The sequence below is a fragment of the Alkalithermobacter thermoalcaliphilus JW-YL-7 = DSM 7308 genome (assembly GCA_001584565.1).
Taxonomy (GTDB): Bacteria; Bacillota; Clostridia; order Peptostreptococcales; family Peptostreptococcaceae; genus Alkalithermobacter; species Alkalithermobacter thermoalcaliphilus.
The window spans coordinates 225,970-242,670 of the sequence record LSFY01000001.1; the positions used below are offsets into that span (position 1 = coordinate 225,970).

Below are 16,701 nucleotides of genomic sequence, written 5' to 3' on the forward strand. Positions count from 1 at the left end.
AATATTAAGGATGGTGATATATTGATTAGCAAAATAAACAAAATAAAAATAATACTATTAGTATTAATAATAATAGTTTCATTTATAAGTGTTTATAAAATCAATAGAAACTTTTCTAAAGTAGAATCAAACATAATAATGGAAAGACTATCTACAATCTCAGAACTTTCGACTACCAAATATTATTATAGTAACATAATATCCTTTAGAGAAAATAAAAGAATAAAAGAAATTGAAATACCTTTTACAGAAAAATCATTCTTAATAAAATATGAAGGCTATATAAAAGCTGGAATAAAGCTAGATAGCGTAGATATATCAGTAGATAAAACTAAAAACTCTATAACAGTTAAATTAGATAAAGCTGTTATATTAGAACACAACATAGATGAAAAAAACGTATACGTATATGATGAAAAAAATGCTATATTTAACAGACTTTCTTTCAATGATATGATAAATGAAATTTTAAATCAAAAAAAGCTAACAGAAAAAGAAATAATAGAGAAAGGATTTTTAGATGAAGCTTCAGAAAATAGTAGAAAATTTTTAGAGGAATTTTTCAAAGATTTAGGTTATCAAGACATTAATATAATATTTAATAAATAAAAATTGATTTATTGAAAATATTTTCAAAAGTTAGATTATTCTATGATTTAATGGTATAATATAAAATCATATGGTTGTTAGGGGGACAAAAGATGACGTTTAAGTTTTTATCTAAATTTAAAGAAAACAAAAACGAAGTTTATGAACAAATTGCAGCAAGCTCAGATGTAGCAGTACAAGATGTTTGTTTAGATGATGAACTATTAATGAAAAATCAAAAGATAACTATAGAAAAGATTTCTAAAAGAGTAGAAGAAACAGACTTTTCTATAGAAAATCTTATAAATACTATAAATAATATATCTAAAAATGCAGAATTCCAAATGGAGTCTGTAAATAACGTTATAGATGAAATTAGAAATTACTATGCGTTTGTTCAACAAGTTCATGCTAATACTGAAAGCTCAAAAGAAATAGCAAATCATACAATGGAAGTTGCAAAACAAGGTAGCATAGCTGTTGATAATTCTATTAAAGCTATGAATGAAATAGAAAACTCTGTTGAATACATAAAAAATGTAGTAATGTCTTTAAGCTATCAATCAACTCAAATTGAAGGAATGCTAAAAATAATAAGAGATATAGCAAATCAAACAAACCTTTTAGCATTAAATGCTGCAATAGAGGCTGCAAGAGCTGGAGAAGCAGGAAGAGGTTTTTCAGTTGTTGCAGATGAAGTTAGAAAATTAGCTCAAAGAAGTAATGAGTCAGCTGAAGAGATAGCAAAGACGATAAAAGAAATAGAACAAAGTATACAAAAAACTATACAAGCTATGGATGAAAGTACACTAAAGGTAAAAGAAGGGGTCATAATAGCTAATGATACAAACTCAGTATTTAACAAAATAATAGACTCTGTAAGTGCTACAACAGATGTTACAAAAGAGATAAATACGGCTATAAATGATCAAACTAATAATCTTCAAAAAGTAATGGATTCTACAGAATATATGAAAAAAGTATCTGAAAAAGTAATATCTATGACTGAAATAGCACTGATGAGCACAGAGCATACTAAATCATCTATTCAAATGTTATCTAAAACTTCTAGGGATTTGATGAATATAACAAATGATATATTTAATTTAAGAGTGAGCAATAAACAAGAAACTGTTATTAGAACATGGATGAATAACGATATAACTACTTTAGATCCTGCTATGGCATTTGACCAAGAAAGTTCTAGGTTGTTTAGCAACATACACTTAGGTCTTTTAACTCAGGGGCAATCAACAAATATAATGCCAGGTATAGCTAAAAGTTGGTATGTTGAAGAAGATAATTTAACTTGGGTATTTAACCTAAGAAAGGGATGCAAATTTCATAATGGAAGAGAAGTTACAGCTGAAGATGTAAAATATTCGCTAGAAAGGCTTTTAAGCCCTTCTCTAAAATCTCCTAATAGTTGGTTTTTATTGCCTATATGTGGAGCTAAAGAATATATGGAAGGAAAAACAAGAGAAGTTAATGGAATAAAAATTATTGATAGATATAGAATATCTATCAAACTTGAAAGCTCTTATAGTGGATTTTTATTAAATTTAGCACAATCATGTTGTGTGATACTAGCTAAAGAAGATGTTCAAAGAGGGATATATACAGGTTGTGGACCTTATAAAATAGAAAGTAAAGAAAATAATAAATATATACTTACGTCTTGTAAGGATTATTTTGGTGGAATTCCTTATGTAGATAAAATAGAAGTAGTTTATGATGATAATAACCTTGTAGAAAATATAATAAATGATAAATATGACTTTGTTATATTAAATAACAATATATCAATTGATGAATTTAAAGGAACTAAGTATGAAAGTAAGATAAAGACTCAAGATGTAATGACTACTGTATTTTGTGGTTTTAACTTAAAATCAAATTCTATATTTGCTAAAAATAAACAAGTAAGAAAAGCTATAAACTATGCAGTAAACAAACAAAGAATAATACAAAATGTTATGAGTAACTTAGCATCAGAATCTAAAGGGGTATTTCCTACTACTATAGTAGATGATAAAGCACTTTCAGGATTTAAATATGACATAAGAAAAGCTAAAGAAATACTTCAAAGAGAAGGAATAGGAAAAATAAATGAAAAACTTAAAATAATAATTCAAAAAAATAATACAAACAAAAAGACAAACAATGAAAAAACTATAGAGTTTATAATTGATGATTTAAAGGAAATTGGAATAGAATGTGAAATTATACAAGTTCCAAAAGAAAACTATTTAAAACCAGAGAGTATTTCAAAATGTGATTTATTTATAATGGGTTGGATTGCAGATACGGGAGATCCTGATAACTACCTAGAACCTTTATTTCATCCAGATAATTATACAAACTTTTGTGGATATGATAATTATCAAGTAGTTGAGCTTATGAAAGAAGCTAAAAAAATAATTAATCCAGAAAAAAGAATAGATATGTATAAAAAGATTCAAGAAATAATATTAGATGATGCTCCGTGGATATTCCTTTATCATCCAAAAACTGCATATCTACACAAGGACAATGTATCTAATGTAGTTTTAAACCCAATAGGTAAAGTAAGATATGAAGATATAATTCTTGAAAAGATGTAGAAAAAAAGTCTTCTATTTCACAAAATAGAAGACTTTTTTCTGTATAAATGATAAAACTATATCAAATATAAATCTAAAATACAAAATTTATTTGTCTAAAAATAACGATTGACAACAAAAAAACAATAGGAAGTTCATGATACAAATGAGGAAAATACAAACGTTTTCCTGTGAATAAGGAAAAATAATTCACAAAAATTATTGACAAAATATAAAATAATATGTATTATTAAAACAAAGATAGTTAGATATTTATCAAACAAAGGAGATGATATTATGTCTAAAGAAGCAAAACCAAAAAATGATGTTAAGGATATGATAGACGATTTAGTGTTAAAAGCAAATAAAGCAAAAGATGAGTTTATGAATATAGATCAAGAAACAGTTGATAACATTATAAAAGAAATGGCAATGGCAGGTATTGAAAACCATATGGAACTTGCTAAAATGGCTGTAGAAGAAACAAAAAGAGGAGTTTATGAAGATAAAATAATAAAGAATATATTCGCTACAGAGTATATATACAATAGCATAAAGTATAATAAAACAGTAGGAATAATAGAGGAAAATGAGGAAGAAGGATATAGCTTAATAGCAGAACCTATAGGGGTTATAGCTGGGGTTACACCTGTTACAAATCCAACATCAACTACGATGTTCAAAGCTATAATAGCAATGAAAACTAGAAACCCAATTATATTTAGTTTCCATCCATCAGCTCAAAAGTGTTCAAGTGAAGCAGCAAGAATAGTGAAAGAGGCAGCTATAAAAGCTGGAGCACCAAAAGATTGTATTCAATGGATAGATAAGCCATCGATAGAAGCATCTAATATGCTTATGAATCATCCAGGAGTATCACTTATACTAGCAACAGGTGGACCAGGAATGGTTAAAGCAGCATACTCATCAGGAAAACCAGCATTAGGTGTAGGAGCAGGTAATGTTCCTTGTTATATAGAAAAAAGTGCAGATGTAAGCCAAGCTGTAAATGATTTAGTTTTATCTAAAACATTCGATAATGGAATGATATGTGCATCAGAACAAGCAGTGATAATAGATGAAGAAATATATGATGATGTAGTAGCTTTAATGAAAAGATACGACTGCTATTTCTTAAATAAAGAAGAAATACAAAAGCTTGAAAAATTCGCAATAGATGAAAATAAATGCTCAATAAATTCAGCTATAGTTGGACAAAGTGCTTACAAAATAGCTAAAATGGCTGGAATAAACGTTCCAGAAAATACAAAAATATTAGTTGCGAATCTAGAAGGTGTAGGAGAAAAATATCCATTATCAAGAGAAAAATTAAGCCCTATATTAGCTTGCTATAAAGTTAAAGATAGCAAAGAAGGAATTCAAAGAGCAATAGAGATGACAGAGTTTGGTGGATTAGGACATTCAGCTGTTATACATTCAAATGATGATGAGGTTATAAATGAATTTTCTAAGAAGGTAAAGGCAGGAAGACTTCTTGTAAATGCACCATCAACTCATGGAGCTATAGGGGATATATATAATGCAAATATACCATCACTAACATTAGGATGTGGTTCAATGGGAAATAACTCAACAACAGATAACGTATCAGCAGTAAATCTTATAAATGTAAAGAAAGTTGCAAAAAGAAGAGTAAATATGCAGTGGTTTAAAGTGCCAGAAAGAATATATCATGAATTTGGATCAGTTCAATATTTAACTAAGATGCCAAATGTAGAAAGAGTAGTTATAGTTACAGACAAGGTAATGGTAGAACTTGGTTATGTAGATAAAGTATTATATCACTTAAGAAAAAGAAGAAATCCTGTTATGGTAGAAGTATTCTCAGATGTAGAGCCAGATCCATCGGTTGAAACAGTTATGAATGGAGCTGACTTAATGAGAAAATTCAAACCTGATACTATAATAGCTCTAGGTGGAGGATCTCCTATAGATGCTGCAAAAGGAATGTGGCTATTCTATGAACATCCAGATTTAGACTTTAACGCTCTTAAGCTTAAATTTATGGATATAAGAAAAAGAACATTCAAATTCCCTAAACTAGGAAATCATTCTAAACTTGTAGCTATACCAACTACATCAGGTACGGGTTCAGAAGTTACAGCATTTACAGTTATAACAGATAAACAAAACAATATAAAATATCCTCTTGCAGATTACGAGCTAACTCCAGATGTTGCTATATTAGATCCAAGTTTTGTAATGAGTGTTCCAAAAGGCGTAACAGCAGATACTGGTATGGATGTACTTACGCATGCAATAGAAGCGTATGTTTCTATAATGGCAACAGATTTTACAGATGCGTTAGCTATAAAGGCTATACAGCTAGTGTTTGAATATCTTCCTAAAGCGTACAAAGATGGAAACGATAAAGAAGCAAGAGAAAAAATGCACAATGCATCTGCTATGGCTGGAATGGCATTTACAAATGCATTCCTTGGAATAAACCACTCATTAGCTCATAAGCTAGGAGGTCAGTTCCACATACCACACGGTAGAGCAAATGCAATATTACTTCCTCATGTAATAGAATACAATGCATCAAAACCAAGCAAATTAACAGCATTCCCTAAATATAAAGAATTTATAGCAGATAAGAAATACGCTCAAATAGCTAAGGCTTTAGGACTAAAAGCTGATACAGTTGAAGAAGGGGTAAAATCATTAATAAATGCCATAAAAGATCTTTTAAAAGAGCTTAATATGCCTTCTACAGTTAAAGAATGTGGAATTGATGAGAAAGAGTACTTTAGCAAAGTAGATGAGCTTGCAGATAAGGCTTTTGAAGATCAGTGTACAGGAGCTAATCCAAAGCTACCACTAGTTAGTGAGCTTGCAGAAATATACAAAAAAGCTTATGGAAAAACAAATAAATAAACCAGTACATTTACAAAGAGGCTAGCCTATATAGGTTAGCCTCTTTGTAGAAATTTGTAGAAAAATCTTTTCAGATTTACATTTTGTTGATATAATATATTCTCTAAAAACTAGAAGGAAAGGATGATTCTTATTAGCGAGTTATTATTAGGAGCAATTTTAACAGGTATTGTTTGTACTATTTGGGGAACGGCAAGCACTTTAAGTGGTATATTTACCTGGGTAGGATTTGCAGGTTGCACTAGTTACTTTGTAGTTGGTGAAAAAGACCCACTTAAGAATGCTTTTAAATCATATATAAGCAATTTAAGTGGAATATTTTGGGCTACAACTTCTATATATATAAGCAACCTAATAGGAATACCTGCACTAGGAATAATAATTACAACAGGATTAGTTACAGTATGTGTAATTTATCAATCTAAGTTTGAAATATTATCTTCCGTTCCTGCATGTTTTATAGGGTGTTTTATAACATTTGCTTTAAATGGAGATTATAAGATGGCTGCAATTGGACTACTTTGCGGAGCTATACTTGGATATTTTTGTGATCAAGCTTCAAAACTTGCAGCTAAAATAAAAAATAAAAATATAAATAATAAAGTTGAGATGAAAAAGGCGTAAAAAAGGGACCGGATGGTCCCTTTTTCCTTTCTAAAACAGAGCATTTATTATACTTATAACTTTAGGGTTAGATACTTTATATATTATTTCAAGTCCATTTCTTTCTCCAGTTATAATTCCTACAGATTTAAGCTTGGCAATATGCTGAGAAATAGTAGACTGAGGCATATTAAGGCAACTTTGCATGTTTGAAACATTGCTTTCGCCAGCCTGTAAAAGACCTTTAACTATGCAAAGTCTAACTGGATGTGCCAAAGCTTTGAGTATTTCTGCATTTTCTTCAAATAACTGTGGATTATTTTTAAAGTTTTCCATTTATATCACCTCAGTAATTAATTATATTAAAATATTAAGATATATCAATTTGATTGTCAATACAATATCAAGAATATAATATATAATTATTATTATATACTATACTTTGATATATACTAATAATATAAAACGCATGGAGGTAAATCATGGAAGATAGATATAGAATATACTCTAAATATCTAAAAGAAAAATATGGAGAAAAGGTATACAAATTACCTATAAATTTACCTATAACATGTCCTAATAGAGATGAAAATGGATATGGAGGATGCACATTTTGTGCAGATGTAGGAGCAGGATTTGAATCACTTGAAAATACATTTTCTGTTAAAGACCAGCTTCTAAAGAATATGGAATATATAAAGCAAAAATACAAAGCCAACAAGTTTATAGCTTACTTTCAAAATTACACAAATACATATATGAAATTAGATGACTTTAAAAGATATATAAACCAAGCTAAAATAGAAGATATAGTAGAAATAGATATATCTACAAGACCAGATGCTATAAATGATGAGTATATGAAAATACTTAAAGATATTCATAAAGAAGGCATAAATATATCTATAGAACTTGGGCTTCAGACTGTTAATTATCATACCTTAAATAAAATAAATAGAGGGCATACCTTAGCTGAGTTTATAGATGCTATTTATAGAATAAAAAAATATGGATTTGAAACTTGTGCACATTTGATACTTAATCTTCCGGGAGATACTATGGATGATGTTATAGAATGTGCCAAAATATTATCTGCACTTAAAGTTGACGGAGTAAAGCTTCACTCTTTATATATAGTAAAAGGAACTGAAATGGCAAAAGAGTATGAAAATAAAAGTATAGAGATTATATCTTTAGATGAGTATGTAAAAAGAGTAGCTACTTTTTTAGAATATTTAAATGAAGATATAGTTATACATAGACTAATAGGTAGAGCTCCTGAGGAAAATACTTTGTTTTGTAATTGGAATACATCTTGGTGGAAGATTAAAGATATGATAGATGAATACATGAAAGAAAATGATATATATCAGGGTAAAAAGTGTGATTATCTAAATGGAAAGACTGTCAAAAAATTTATTTTAGGATAACCCTTACATAAGGGTTATCCTAAAAATTTAGGTCCTAGATATTTTTTAATATCTTCTTCAGAGCTAAAAGAATCTAACACTATTTCCTTTCCTGTTTCTTCAAAGTGAACAACAACTTCGCAATCTCCTTGAACAAAGAACTTTCTAACAGTTTCTTCTTTGATTTCTCTAGTTTTTACCATATTTTTTTTCTTTTTTTCAAAATCCTTAGTAAAGTAAGAGCCCATCAAAGTAATTACTTTAGTATATCTATTCATAATTACCCTCCATACACTTTTGATGTTTTGATATAATATTGTAGTTATTAAAACATTATAACAAGGAGATGTAAATATGCCTAGTATAAAAAAACAAGATATAAAGAATGCTATATCTTATATACGAAAAAACTCACTTATAGACCAGCTAAACAAGATATATAGTCAAGTTCCAAAAGGTGATTGCATAGGATGTGCAAATTGCTGTATGGAGTCTGTAGGAGCTAGTTATATAGAATTTTTAAATATATATATATATCTTCAAAACAATGAAAATATAAAAAGGAAAGTAATCAATAATATCTTAGATTATTATTTTTTAGAATATATAAAAAAGAATCCTTGTCCATTTAAAGATGAAAATAATAAATGTCTTATATATGATGTAAGACCATTAAACTGTAGAATATATGGTCATTGGAAAAAAGAAGACTATGAAAAAAATTATGATAAAATAAAAAAAGAAAATATTTCACTAGGAACATACTTAAGTGAAAACTATGGTATAAACGTAAATGATACAGTTTTAAATTATAAAATAGAATACTGCGATAAGTTTAAACCTTATAAAGAATATATGACAAAACAAGAAAGACTTAATTTTTCTGACAAGATAGTAATTCTTGATTCAAAACTTTATTCAAGTGGATTAGTTAAATTTGAATTTAAAGATAGAGGTATTGTAGACTATTTCATAGAGTCTATATTTTACGAAAAATTTGCAAGGAAGATAAAAATAAATATTACGAAAAATAGTTACTTGCAAGAAAGAGTTATAAAAAAATTAAAAATATTGTTATTCAGGGGGGAATGATTTGAAGTTAGAAAAAATACAGGGCAAAAGTTATTATATAAAAGGAGGAACAAATACAGGCGTATATATATTCGAAAACAAAAGTGTACTTATTATAGATCCAGGGTTATCAGATGCAAGAGGAAAAAGATTAGTCAAATTTTTTGAAAATGAAAATTTAAATATAAAATATATAATAAATACACATGAACACTCTGATCACTATGGAGCAACTAAATTTATATTAGATAGTTTCAAAGGATCTAGGACATTTTCTTCGTATGATGCAAAATTAGTTATAGAAAATCCATATATATTTAATATGTATACATATGGTGGAAAATCTAGTAAGTTTTTCGACGAAAACTTCAAAAACAGGGGGCAATACTTTAGAGTAGATGAAGTTTTGTCAGAAGGCGAAGTGTTTTTAGAAGATGAATATTTCGAAATAATTGACCTAAAAGGCCATAGTATAGGACAAATAGGAGTTATAACAAAAGATAAAGTATTATACCTAGGAGATAGTCTTTTAGATAAAGAAATTTTAGAAAAATTTAACTTTCCATTTATAATAGATGTAGCTAGTCAGATTAAAACTTTAGAAAAAATAAAGAAATTAGACTTTGATTTTGCAGTAATTGGTCATAGGAAAGAGTTACTAGATAAAGAAGAAACTTTAGATCTTGCACAATATAATATAGATTTAATAAATAAATATATAGATTATATAAAACTTAAGTTAAGGTCTTTATGTACTCAACAAGACTTATTGGCATATATAATAAATGATCACAATCTTAAATTAAATTATAAAGAGTATTATTTTTCAAAGTCAACTCTTGCAAGTATGATATCGTATTTAGCAGAAAATGAAAATATAGATTATAAAATAGACGATGGAAAGATATATTATTACCTAAAAAAATAGGAAAAAACATAAAATTAGTGATAAAATATTATGGGTAACTATTAACACAAGGGTGATTGGTATGGAACTTATAGAGTGGAAAGATTTACTTACTTCTTATGAATATGCAGTTGAAGAACTTAAAGTTAAGTTTAAAAATATCAGAAATGAGTTAAAGGGTAGAGGTGAATATTCTCCTATAGAATTCGTAACAGGAAGAGTAAAAAAGGTTTCATCTATTATAGCAAAGGCAAAGAGATTAGGAGTTAGTATAGATGAAATAGAAGAAAAGATAGAAGATATAGCTGGAATAAGGATAATGTGTCAATTTGTAGAAGATATATATATAGTAACTAGTTTAATAAGAAGTAGAAAAGATATGAAAGTAGTCTACGAAAAAGACTATATAAATAATTATAAAGAAAGTGGATACAGAAGCTATCATGTAATAATAAAATATCCTATACAAACAGCTTCAGGCTATAAAGAAATTTTAGCAGAAATTCAGATAAGAACCTTGGCAATGAATTTTTGGGCTACAATAGAACACTCATTAAGGTATAAATACGATAAATTTATGCCACAGGATATAGCGCAAAGACTCAGAAGAGCAGCTGATGCAGCATTTTTACTAGATCAGGAAATGAGTGAAATACGAGAAGAAATAATGAAAGCCCAAGTTATATTCGAAATGAAGTCTATGACTACAAGAGATATATTAGATGCCATACAACAGCTTTACAAAGATGGGCAAGATGATATAGCTATGCACTTTCAGAAAGAATTTGATAAGATAATGACTTTTGAAGATTTGAACAAATTATTGGCCTTAAAAAAAGAAATAGAGAATGTAGTAAAAAGGTGAGTGATCTATATTGGCTCTTTACGCAATAGGAGATTTGCATTTTGGAAAAGCAGTTAATAAGCCTATGGATATATTTGGAGATAATTGGGATAATCACACTCAAAAAATAATAGATAACTGGAAGAAAACAGTAAATAATGATGATACAGTTTTAATAGCGGGAGATATATCTTGGGGGATAAACTTAAATGAAGCTATGCCAGATTTACAGGATATACATAACCTTCCAGGAAAAAAAATATTAGTTAAAGGAAATCACGACTATTGGTGGGCAACTATAACTAAGTTAAACAAGCTTTTTGATGATATGAAATTTTTACAGAATAACTATTATATATATAAAGACTATGCAATATGTGGAACAAGAGGGTGGATTTGTCCTAACAAAAACAAATTCGATGAAGAAGACGAAAAAATATATAAAAGAGAAATACAAAGACTTAGATTGTCGCTAGATATGGCTAAAAAAGATGGATTTGAAAAAATAATAGTTATGACTCACTACCCCCCTACAAATGATGATTTAGAAGAATCAGAGTTTACAAAAACATATAAACAGTATAATGTTAAAAAGGTAGTGTATGGCCATCTACATGGGAAAGAATTTTTTAAATATGCTCTTGAAGGAAATAAAGATGGTATAGATTATACCTTAGTATCGTGCGATTATACAGATTTTAAATTAGTAAAGATAATGGAATAAGAGTATCCTTAAGGGATACTCTTTTTTGTAACAATTTTTCTTGATTTGTGTATTATAAATTGAAAGATATGAAAGGGGGGTATATATGTATTACGGACAAAATCCAAATCCACTTAATATAGTAAGATACTATTATTCTTTGTTAAGACCTAATAGAAATTTTGAAAGAGAATATGAAGATATACTAAGGCAAGGAGTAGATGATATAGATAAAATAATAAATGAAATTGAAAAAAAGCATTCATATTTGTATAGTGAAGTTAGTAAAACAGGCTTAAGCAGTGCAGTTATGAGAGTACTTATGAGATTTGTAGTTAGGTATGTAGTTGATAATGCAAACAAGTACAAAGGAACTATACGTCAAAGAGCTACAAATATATTAAATGATCTAAGAAGAGAACATGCATGGATATTTTTTGTACTAAGGGCATATGGAATAGCTCCAAGACTTATAGATCAAGTAATGCTTGAGATAATATCTTTTGTTTTGGTATATCTAGAAACATCTTCTCATATACCAAATGAGATAGAAAGAAAGGCTAATATTATATTAAACTTGATAAGAGATAATACAAGTGTTTTTAATGATTTAAGAAATTATGGAATTCCTCAAAGAAGAATAGAACATATAGTAAAAGGGATAATAGTATTTACTCTGATGAATATAGATCCTAGTGATATATATACTAATATGGAAGAAAAAGTAAGAAATATATTGTTAAAGATACAACAAGACAATATAGATGAATTTAAAGAACTTCAATCATATAAAATACCTATAAGTCAAATAAGAGCTATACTTAGAACTATAATAAGATTTACAATAGAACATGTAGAGCAAGTAGATCAACATTTAGAAAGAGAAGCTATTAGAATAACAAATTTAATAAGAAATACTACAAATATATTTACTGTTTTAAGATCTTTTGGAATTCCTCAAAGAGATATTCCTCAAATTGTAAAAGATATTGTTTACTATACTCTTCAAAAATCACATTTGGTAAAACCTTATTCAAATATACAAACTCAAGCAAATGAAATACTTACAGAAATGATAAATACAAATCATCCAGTTATAAGAACATTAAGATCGTATGGAATAAAAATAAATGATATAAAACCTGTATTAAGAAGAATAATAGTTTTTACATTAAGAAATAAAACCTAGGCTCTAAGGCTTAGGTTTTTTGTTTAGATAATTTCATTTATGGTATAATAATTTTTGAAAATCTAAAAAAGAGAGGATAAAAAAATGATAAAAAAATTTATACAGTATTATAAGCCTCATAAACATTTGTTTTTCATAGATTTTACTTGTGCATTTTTAATAAGTATTATGGATCTTGTGTTCCCGACGGTAGCTAGAAAGATATTAGATGAAGTTATTCCTAAAAAAGATACTAATCTTATATTGCTTTTTGGTTTAGGCTTACTAGTATTATATATTCTAAGAAGTATACTTCAGTATGTAGTAGACTACTGGGGACATATACTAGGAGTAAAAATGGAATATGACATGAGAAAAGATTTGTTTAATCATGTACATAAACTCTCATTTAAGTATTTTGATAACACAAAAACTGGCCATATAATGTCAAGGATAGTTAATGACTTAAATGAGGTATCAGAACTCGCTCATCATGGGCCAGAAGATTTATTTATATCAGCTGTAACGTTAATAGGATCGTTTTTGATTATGATAAATCTAAATCTTAAATTAGCGGTAGTTACATTCTTTGTAGTAGGGATTATGTCGATATTTTCAATAAAGAAAAATAGACAAATGAAAAAATCATTCAAAGAGCTAAGAAAAAGACTTGCAGATATAAATGCTCAAGTAGAAGATAGTATTTCTGGTGTTAGAGTAGTAAAGGCTTTTACAAATGAAGAATATGAACAGAAAAAATTTGAGATAGGAAACAAAAATTTCAAAAAATCTAAAGAAGATTCGTACAAGGTTATGGCTGAATTCTTCTCAGGTGTTACTTTCTTTTCAAATTTTATAAACTTAATTGTATTAGTTTATGGTGGTTTTTTAATAACAAATGGAGAGCTTACAATAGGTGAACTTGTAGGATTCTTCTTGTATATTTCTATGTTTTTACAACCTATAAGAAGAATAGTTCACTTAATTGAAAACTATCAAAAAGGAATGGCTGGATTTAGTAGATTTATAGAAATACTAGAACTTGAACCAAATGTAGTAGACGATGAAGATGCTATTGATATAAGTAATGTTGAAGGAAATATAGAGTTTGAAAATGTAACTTTTAGCTATAATGATAAGAAAAATGTATTGGAAAATATTAGTTTCACGATTAACAAAGGAGAAACTGTTGCGTTTGTAGGGCCATCGGGTGCTGGAAAAACTACATTGTGTAGTTTAATTCCTAGATTTTATGAAATAGATAAAGGAAAAATAAAAGTAGATGGAATAGATATAAGAAAAATAACACAAAAGTCTTTAAGAGAAAATATAGGTATAGTTCAGCAAGATGTATTTTTATTTTCTGGAACTATAAAGGAAAATATAGCCTATGGCAAAATAGGAGCAACAGAAGAAGAAATTATACAAGCAGCTAAAAAGGCAAATGCACATGAGTTTGTAATGTCTTTAGAAAAAGGATACGATACATATATAGGGGAAAGAGGAATAAAGCTTTCTGGAGGGCAAAAACAGAGAATATCAATAGCTAGAATATTCCTAAAAAATCCTCCTATATTAATACTTGATGAAGCTACATCTGCACTTGATAATGAAACAGAAAGACTAATCCAAAACTCTCTTAATGAACTTTCTAAAAATAGAACTACTTTAGTAATAGCTCATAGATTAAGTACAATAAAAAATGCAGATAGAATAATGGTGTTAACTGATGAAGGTATAGTAGAAGAAGGAAAGCATAAAAATTTAATGGAAAAGGAAGGGGTATATGCAAGGCTTTATAGGTCACAATTTAATGTAGAAAAAGTAATTTAATATAAAAATAGTTATCAAATAAAGGTCAAATGGGCATTTATATATATATAGATTAATTTAAAGGAGGTTTTTAAATGCCTATTTGGCTTTTTGTATTTTTGACTTTATATATTCCGCCTTTAATGGTAATATTAATGTGGAGAAATTTTAGAAAAAGAAGATATATATATGGATCTGTATATATAATTTTAGCAACTATAATGATAATTACAGTTTTAAACTTAGCTACCAAAAGTGAAAGTGTTCAGATGAATCAAAAGAAGGTTCAAATCGAAAAAGATATAGAGGATATAAAGGAAGATAAAGAACATGTAGAGGTTGTTGTTATAGAAGAAGACAAAGACATATATACAGAAGAAAAAAAAGAAGATAAAAGTGAAGAAATCCAAGAAAAAGAAGAAATAGAAATAGTAGAAGAAATAAATCAAGTAGTGAGCAAAACTCAAACAGAAATATTTGAAGAGTTTTATGAAAAGCTAAAGGAAATAGATAAAAGGGGATTAGATGAACTAAAGAAAGCTTATAGTGTGGTTGAAGATATTAAAAACTCAAAACTAAACTTAAGACACCTATACAATATAGGGAAAAAAGCTAAGATGGAATGTGAAATAATAGAAATAGAGCTAAAGAAACTAAAAGTTCCGGATAGTTTAGATAAAGACATAAGGGAGATTCTAATTAGTGCAAAAAATGACTTACAAATAGCTTATTATCTTAGAGGTAAGGCACTAGAAAATGGACTTAAACTTTTAGATGGAAAAAATCCTAAATATATGATAAAATTGCAGCAGCTATTTAGATCTTCTGATGAGTATGTAGTTAAATGCAGGGAAAAAATAAACAAAGCAAAGGAAATGTTAAGGGACTAAAGGTCCCTTTTGTTTTAGATAACAACACTTAGAAAGGTAGGTCTTTATGAATAAGCAAAGCATTTCAAAACTAAAGTTATTTTTTATGGGATTAAAAGAAAGAAGCCAAACAAATAAAGATTTTTTTAAATCAATAGAAGTAATATATAAGTCAGGATTGAAAGAATTTAAAGGATTTGTGACAATAGAAAATGATAAATATAAAATTAATTTTAAAGGAACTACTAATTACTATACTTTTGATGAATTATTAGAATATATCTTAAAAGAAAGCGAAAATTACGAGAGTATAAAATTTAAGTACATAGAAAGAGGAACTATAATTCTTATACAAGGAGATAATAAAGGGGTAAATATAAAATATCTAGAAGATGATCAAAAAGAAATAGATACATATACAGCATCACAAATAAAAAATAGGAATTACTATGTGAAGGTAGGACCTGCTAATGATGTTTTAAAAGAAATAGGGATTTTGACAAAAGAGGGAAAAATAAAGAATGATAAAATAAGAAAATATAATCAAATAGATCACTTTGTAGAACTTATTGATAAGTTAATAAAGGAACTTGAAAATAAAGACACTATAACAATATTAGATTGTGCATGTGGAAAGTCTTATTTAAGCTTTGTCTTAAACTACTACATAAAAGAGGTTCTAAAGAAAAACTGTTATTTTATAGGTATAGACTATTCAGATAATGTAATAAACGCTTCAAAAAAGATGGCAGAAAACTTAGGATATAAAAATATGAAATTTATAAAAGAAGATTTAAATCATTATATCCCAGATACTGATATAGACATAGTTATAAGTTTACACGCTTGTGATACAGCTACTGATATGGCTTTAGGCCTTGGGGTAAGATGTGAAGCTAAAGCTATAATTGTAGTTCCTTGCTGTCATAAAGAGTTATTAAATCAGTACAAGTATGATATATTAGAGCCTATTTTAAAGCATGGAGTGTTTAAGGCACGGTTTGCTGATTTGATAACAGATGGATTAAGAAGCCTTTTATTAGAAGCGTATGGATATGATGTATCAGTAGTTGAATATATATCTCCGCTTGATACCCCTAAAAATTTAATGATAAGAGCAGTAAAGAAAAAAAATGAAAATAAAAAAGCTTTAGATGAATACTATAATTTAAAGAAAATGTTTAATGTAGATCCTTCATTTGAAAAACTTGTATATAAAATTGTTGAGTAGTTGATTTTAACATTTT

Annotated in this window: 15 protein-coding genes and 1 pseudogene; 14 read left to right on the plus strand and 2 right to left on the minus strand. The window is 27.9% G+C overall.

The genetic code is table 11. The features are described 5' to 3' along the window. Positions 1–21: 21 nt before the first annotated feature. From JWYL7_RS01335 to JWYL7_RS01350, 5 genes and pseudogenes are all read left to right on the plus strand, one after another. A complete protein-coding gene (locus JWYL7_RS01335) occupies positions 22–609 on the plus strand; it encodes a DUF4230 domain-containing protein (RefSeq protein WP_066067807.1) in 588 nt (195 codons plus the stop codon). Positions 610–1,037: 428 nt separating this feature from the next. Beyond that, positions 1,038–1,511, plus strand: a pseudogene (locus JWYL7_RS10915) (methyl-accepting chemotaxis protein); the annotation flags it as partial. 156 nt (positions 1,512–1,667) lie between these two features. Beyond that, positions 1,668–3,191, plus strand: a complete 1,524-nt coding sequence (locus tag JWYL7_RS10920; protein WP_416386121.1) for an ABC transporter substrate-binding protein — start codon at positions 1,668–1,670, stop codon at positions 3,189–3,191. Positions 3,192–3,467: 276 nt separating this feature from the next. Next, complete coding sequence (gene adhE / locus JWYL7_RS01345; protein ID WP_066067813.1) at positions 3,468–6,068, plus strand: bifunctional acetaldehyde-CoA/alcohol dehydrogenase; 2,601 nt, start codon at positions 3,468–3,470, stop codon at positions 6,066–6,068. 123 nt (positions 6,069–6,191) lie between these two features. Then, complete coding sequence (locus tag JWYL7_RS01350) at positions 6,192–6,692, plus strand: DUF1097 domain-containing protein (protein WP_066067816.1); 501 nt, start codon at positions 6,192–6,194, stop codon at positions 6,690–6,692. 30 nt (positions 6,693–6,722) lie between these two features. Here JWYL7_RS01350 and JWYL7_RS01355 read toward each other — a convergent pair whose 3' ends face one another. Continuing rightward, positions 6,723–7,007: an ArsR/SmtB family transcription factor gene (locus JWYL7_RS01355; RefSeq protein ID WP_066067818.1), complete on the minus strand. Its 285-nt coding sequence runs from the start codon at positions 7,005–7,007 to the stop codon at positions 6,723–6,725. 146 nt (positions 7,008–7,153) lie between these two features. On the opposite strand from JWYL7_RS01355, the gene mnmL reads away from it, so the two are divergent. Beyond that, a complete protein-coding gene (gene mnmL / locus JWYL7_RS01360; protein ID WP_066067820.1) occupies positions 7,154–8,101 on the plus strand; it encodes a tRNA modification radical SAM protein MnmL/YtqA in 948 nt (315 codons plus the stop codon). Between the two features lie 14 nt (positions 8,102–8,115). Here mnmL and JWYL7_RS01365 read toward each other — a convergent pair whose 3' ends face one another. Beyond that, complete coding sequence (locus tag JWYL7_RS01365; RefSeq protein ID WP_066067823.1) at positions 8,116–8,358, minus strand: hypothetical protein; 243 nt, start codon at positions 8,356–8,358, stop codon at positions 8,116–8,118. A gap of 76 nt (positions 8,359–8,434) precedes the next feature. Between JWYL7_RS01365 and JWYL7_RS01370 the strand changes: the two genes are divergently transcribed. The 8 genes from JWYL7_RS01370 to JWYL7_RS01405 all read left to right on the plus strand — a co-directional run bounded on the left by JWYL7_RS01370 (position 8,435) and on the right by JWYL7_RS01405 (position 16,685). Then, positions 8,435–9,172, plus strand: coding sequence for a YkgJ family cysteine cluster protein (locus tag JWYL7_RS01370; RefSeq protein ID WP_066067826.1), 738 nt, complete (start codon positions 8,435–8,437; stop codon positions 9,170–9,172). A 1-nt stretch (position 9,173) separates the two neighbouring features. Further along, positions 9,174–10,079, plus strand: coding sequence for an MBL fold metallo-hydrolase (locus JWYL7_RS01375; RefSeq protein WP_066067829.1), 906 nt, complete (start codon positions 9,174–9,176; stop codon positions 10,077–10,079). Positions 10,080–10,140: 61 nt separating this feature from the next. Beyond that, positions 10,141–10,923 carry a GTP diphosphokinase gene (yjbM, locus tag JWYL7_RS01380; protein ID WP_066067832.1) on the plus strand — a complete coding sequence of 261 codons (783 nt, stop codon included), beginning with the start codon at positions 10,141–10,143 and terminating at the stop codon, positions 10,921–10,923. A 10-nt stretch (positions 10,924–10,933) separates the two neighbouring features. Next, on the plus strand, positions 10,934–11,626 hold the full coding sequence (locus tag JWYL7_RS01385; RefSeq protein ID WP_066067835.1) for a metallophosphoesterase: 693 nt from the start codon (positions 10,934–10,936) through the stop codon (positions 11,624–11,626). 85 nt (positions 11,627–11,711) lie between these two features. Next, on the plus strand, positions 11,712–12,794 hold the full coding sequence (locus JWYL7_RS01390; protein WP_066067838.1) for a hypothetical protein: 1,083 nt from the start codon (positions 11,712–11,714) through the stop codon (positions 12,792–12,794). Between the two features lie 84 nt (positions 12,795–12,878). Continuing rightward, complete coding sequence (locus JWYL7_RS01395; RefSeq protein WP_066067841.1) at positions 12,879–14,606, plus strand: ABC transporter ATP-binding protein; 1,728 nt, start codon at positions 12,879–12,881, stop codon at positions 14,604–14,606. A 74-nt stretch (positions 14,607–14,680) separates the two neighbouring features. Then, positions 14,681–15,475, plus strand: a complete 795-nt coding sequence (locus tag JWYL7_RS10465; RefSeq protein WP_066067844.1) for a hypothetical protein — start codon at positions 14,681–14,683, stop codon at positions 15,473–15,475. 46 nt (positions 15,476–15,521) lie between these two features. Beyond that, positions 15,522–16,685, plus strand: a complete 1,164-nt coding sequence (locus JWYL7_RS01405; protein WP_066067847.1) for a class I SAM-dependent methyltransferase — start codon at positions 15,522–15,524, stop codon at positions 16,683–16,685. The last annotated feature ends 16 nt before the right edge of the window (positions 16,686–16,701 follow it).

Excerpts from the sequence above, each read along its gene's own strand:
- JWYL7_RS01405 (WP_066067847.1), top strand. The coding sequence starts at position 15,522 with ATGAATAAGCAAAGCATTTCAAAACTAAAGTTATTTTTTATGGGATTA.
- JWYL7_RS01390 (WP_066067838.1), top strand. The coding sequence starts at position 11,712 with ATGTATTACGGACAAAATCCAAATCCACTTAATATAGTAAGATACTAT.
- JWYL7_RS10920 (WP_416386121.1), top strand. The coding sequence starts at position 1,668 with ATGAATATAACAAATGATATATTTAATTTAAGAGTGAGCAATAAACAA.
- JWYL7_RS10465 (WP_066067844.1), top strand. The coding sequence starts at position 14,681 with ATGCCTATTTGGCTTTTTGTATTTTTGACTTTATATATTCCGCCTTTA.
- JWYL7_RS01365 (WP_066067823.1), bottom strand. The coding sequence starts at position 8,358 with ATGAATAGATATACTAAAGTAATTACTTTGATGGGCTCTTACTTTACT.
- yjbM (WP_066067832.1), top strand. The coding sequence starts at position 10,141 with ATGGAACTTATAGAGTGGAAAGATTTACTTACTTCTTATGAATATGCA.
- JWYL7_RS01350 (WP_066067816.1), top strand. The coding sequence starts at position 6,192 with ATGATTCTTATTAGCGAGTTATTATTAGGAGCAATTTTAACAGGTATT.
- JWYL7_RS01395 (WP_066067841.1), top strand. The coding sequence starts at position 12,879 with ATGATAAAAAAATTTATACAGTATTATAAGCCTCATAAACATTTGTTT.
- JWYL7_RS01370 (WP_066067826.1), top strand. The coding sequence starts at position 8,435 with ATGCCTAGTATAAAAAAACAAGATATAAAGAATGCTATATCTTATATA.
- JWYL7_RS01355 (WP_066067818.1), bottom strand. The coding sequence starts at position 7,007 with ATGGAAAACTTTAAAAATAATCCACAGTTATTTGAAGAAAATGCAGAA.
- adhE (WP_066067813.1), top strand. The coding sequence starts at position 3,468 with ATGTCTAAAGAAGCAAAACCAAAAAATGATGTTAAGGATATGATAGAC.
- mnmL (WP_066067820.1), top strand. The coding sequence starts at position 7,154 with ATGGAAGATAGATATAGAATATACTCTAAATATCTAAAAGAAAAATAT.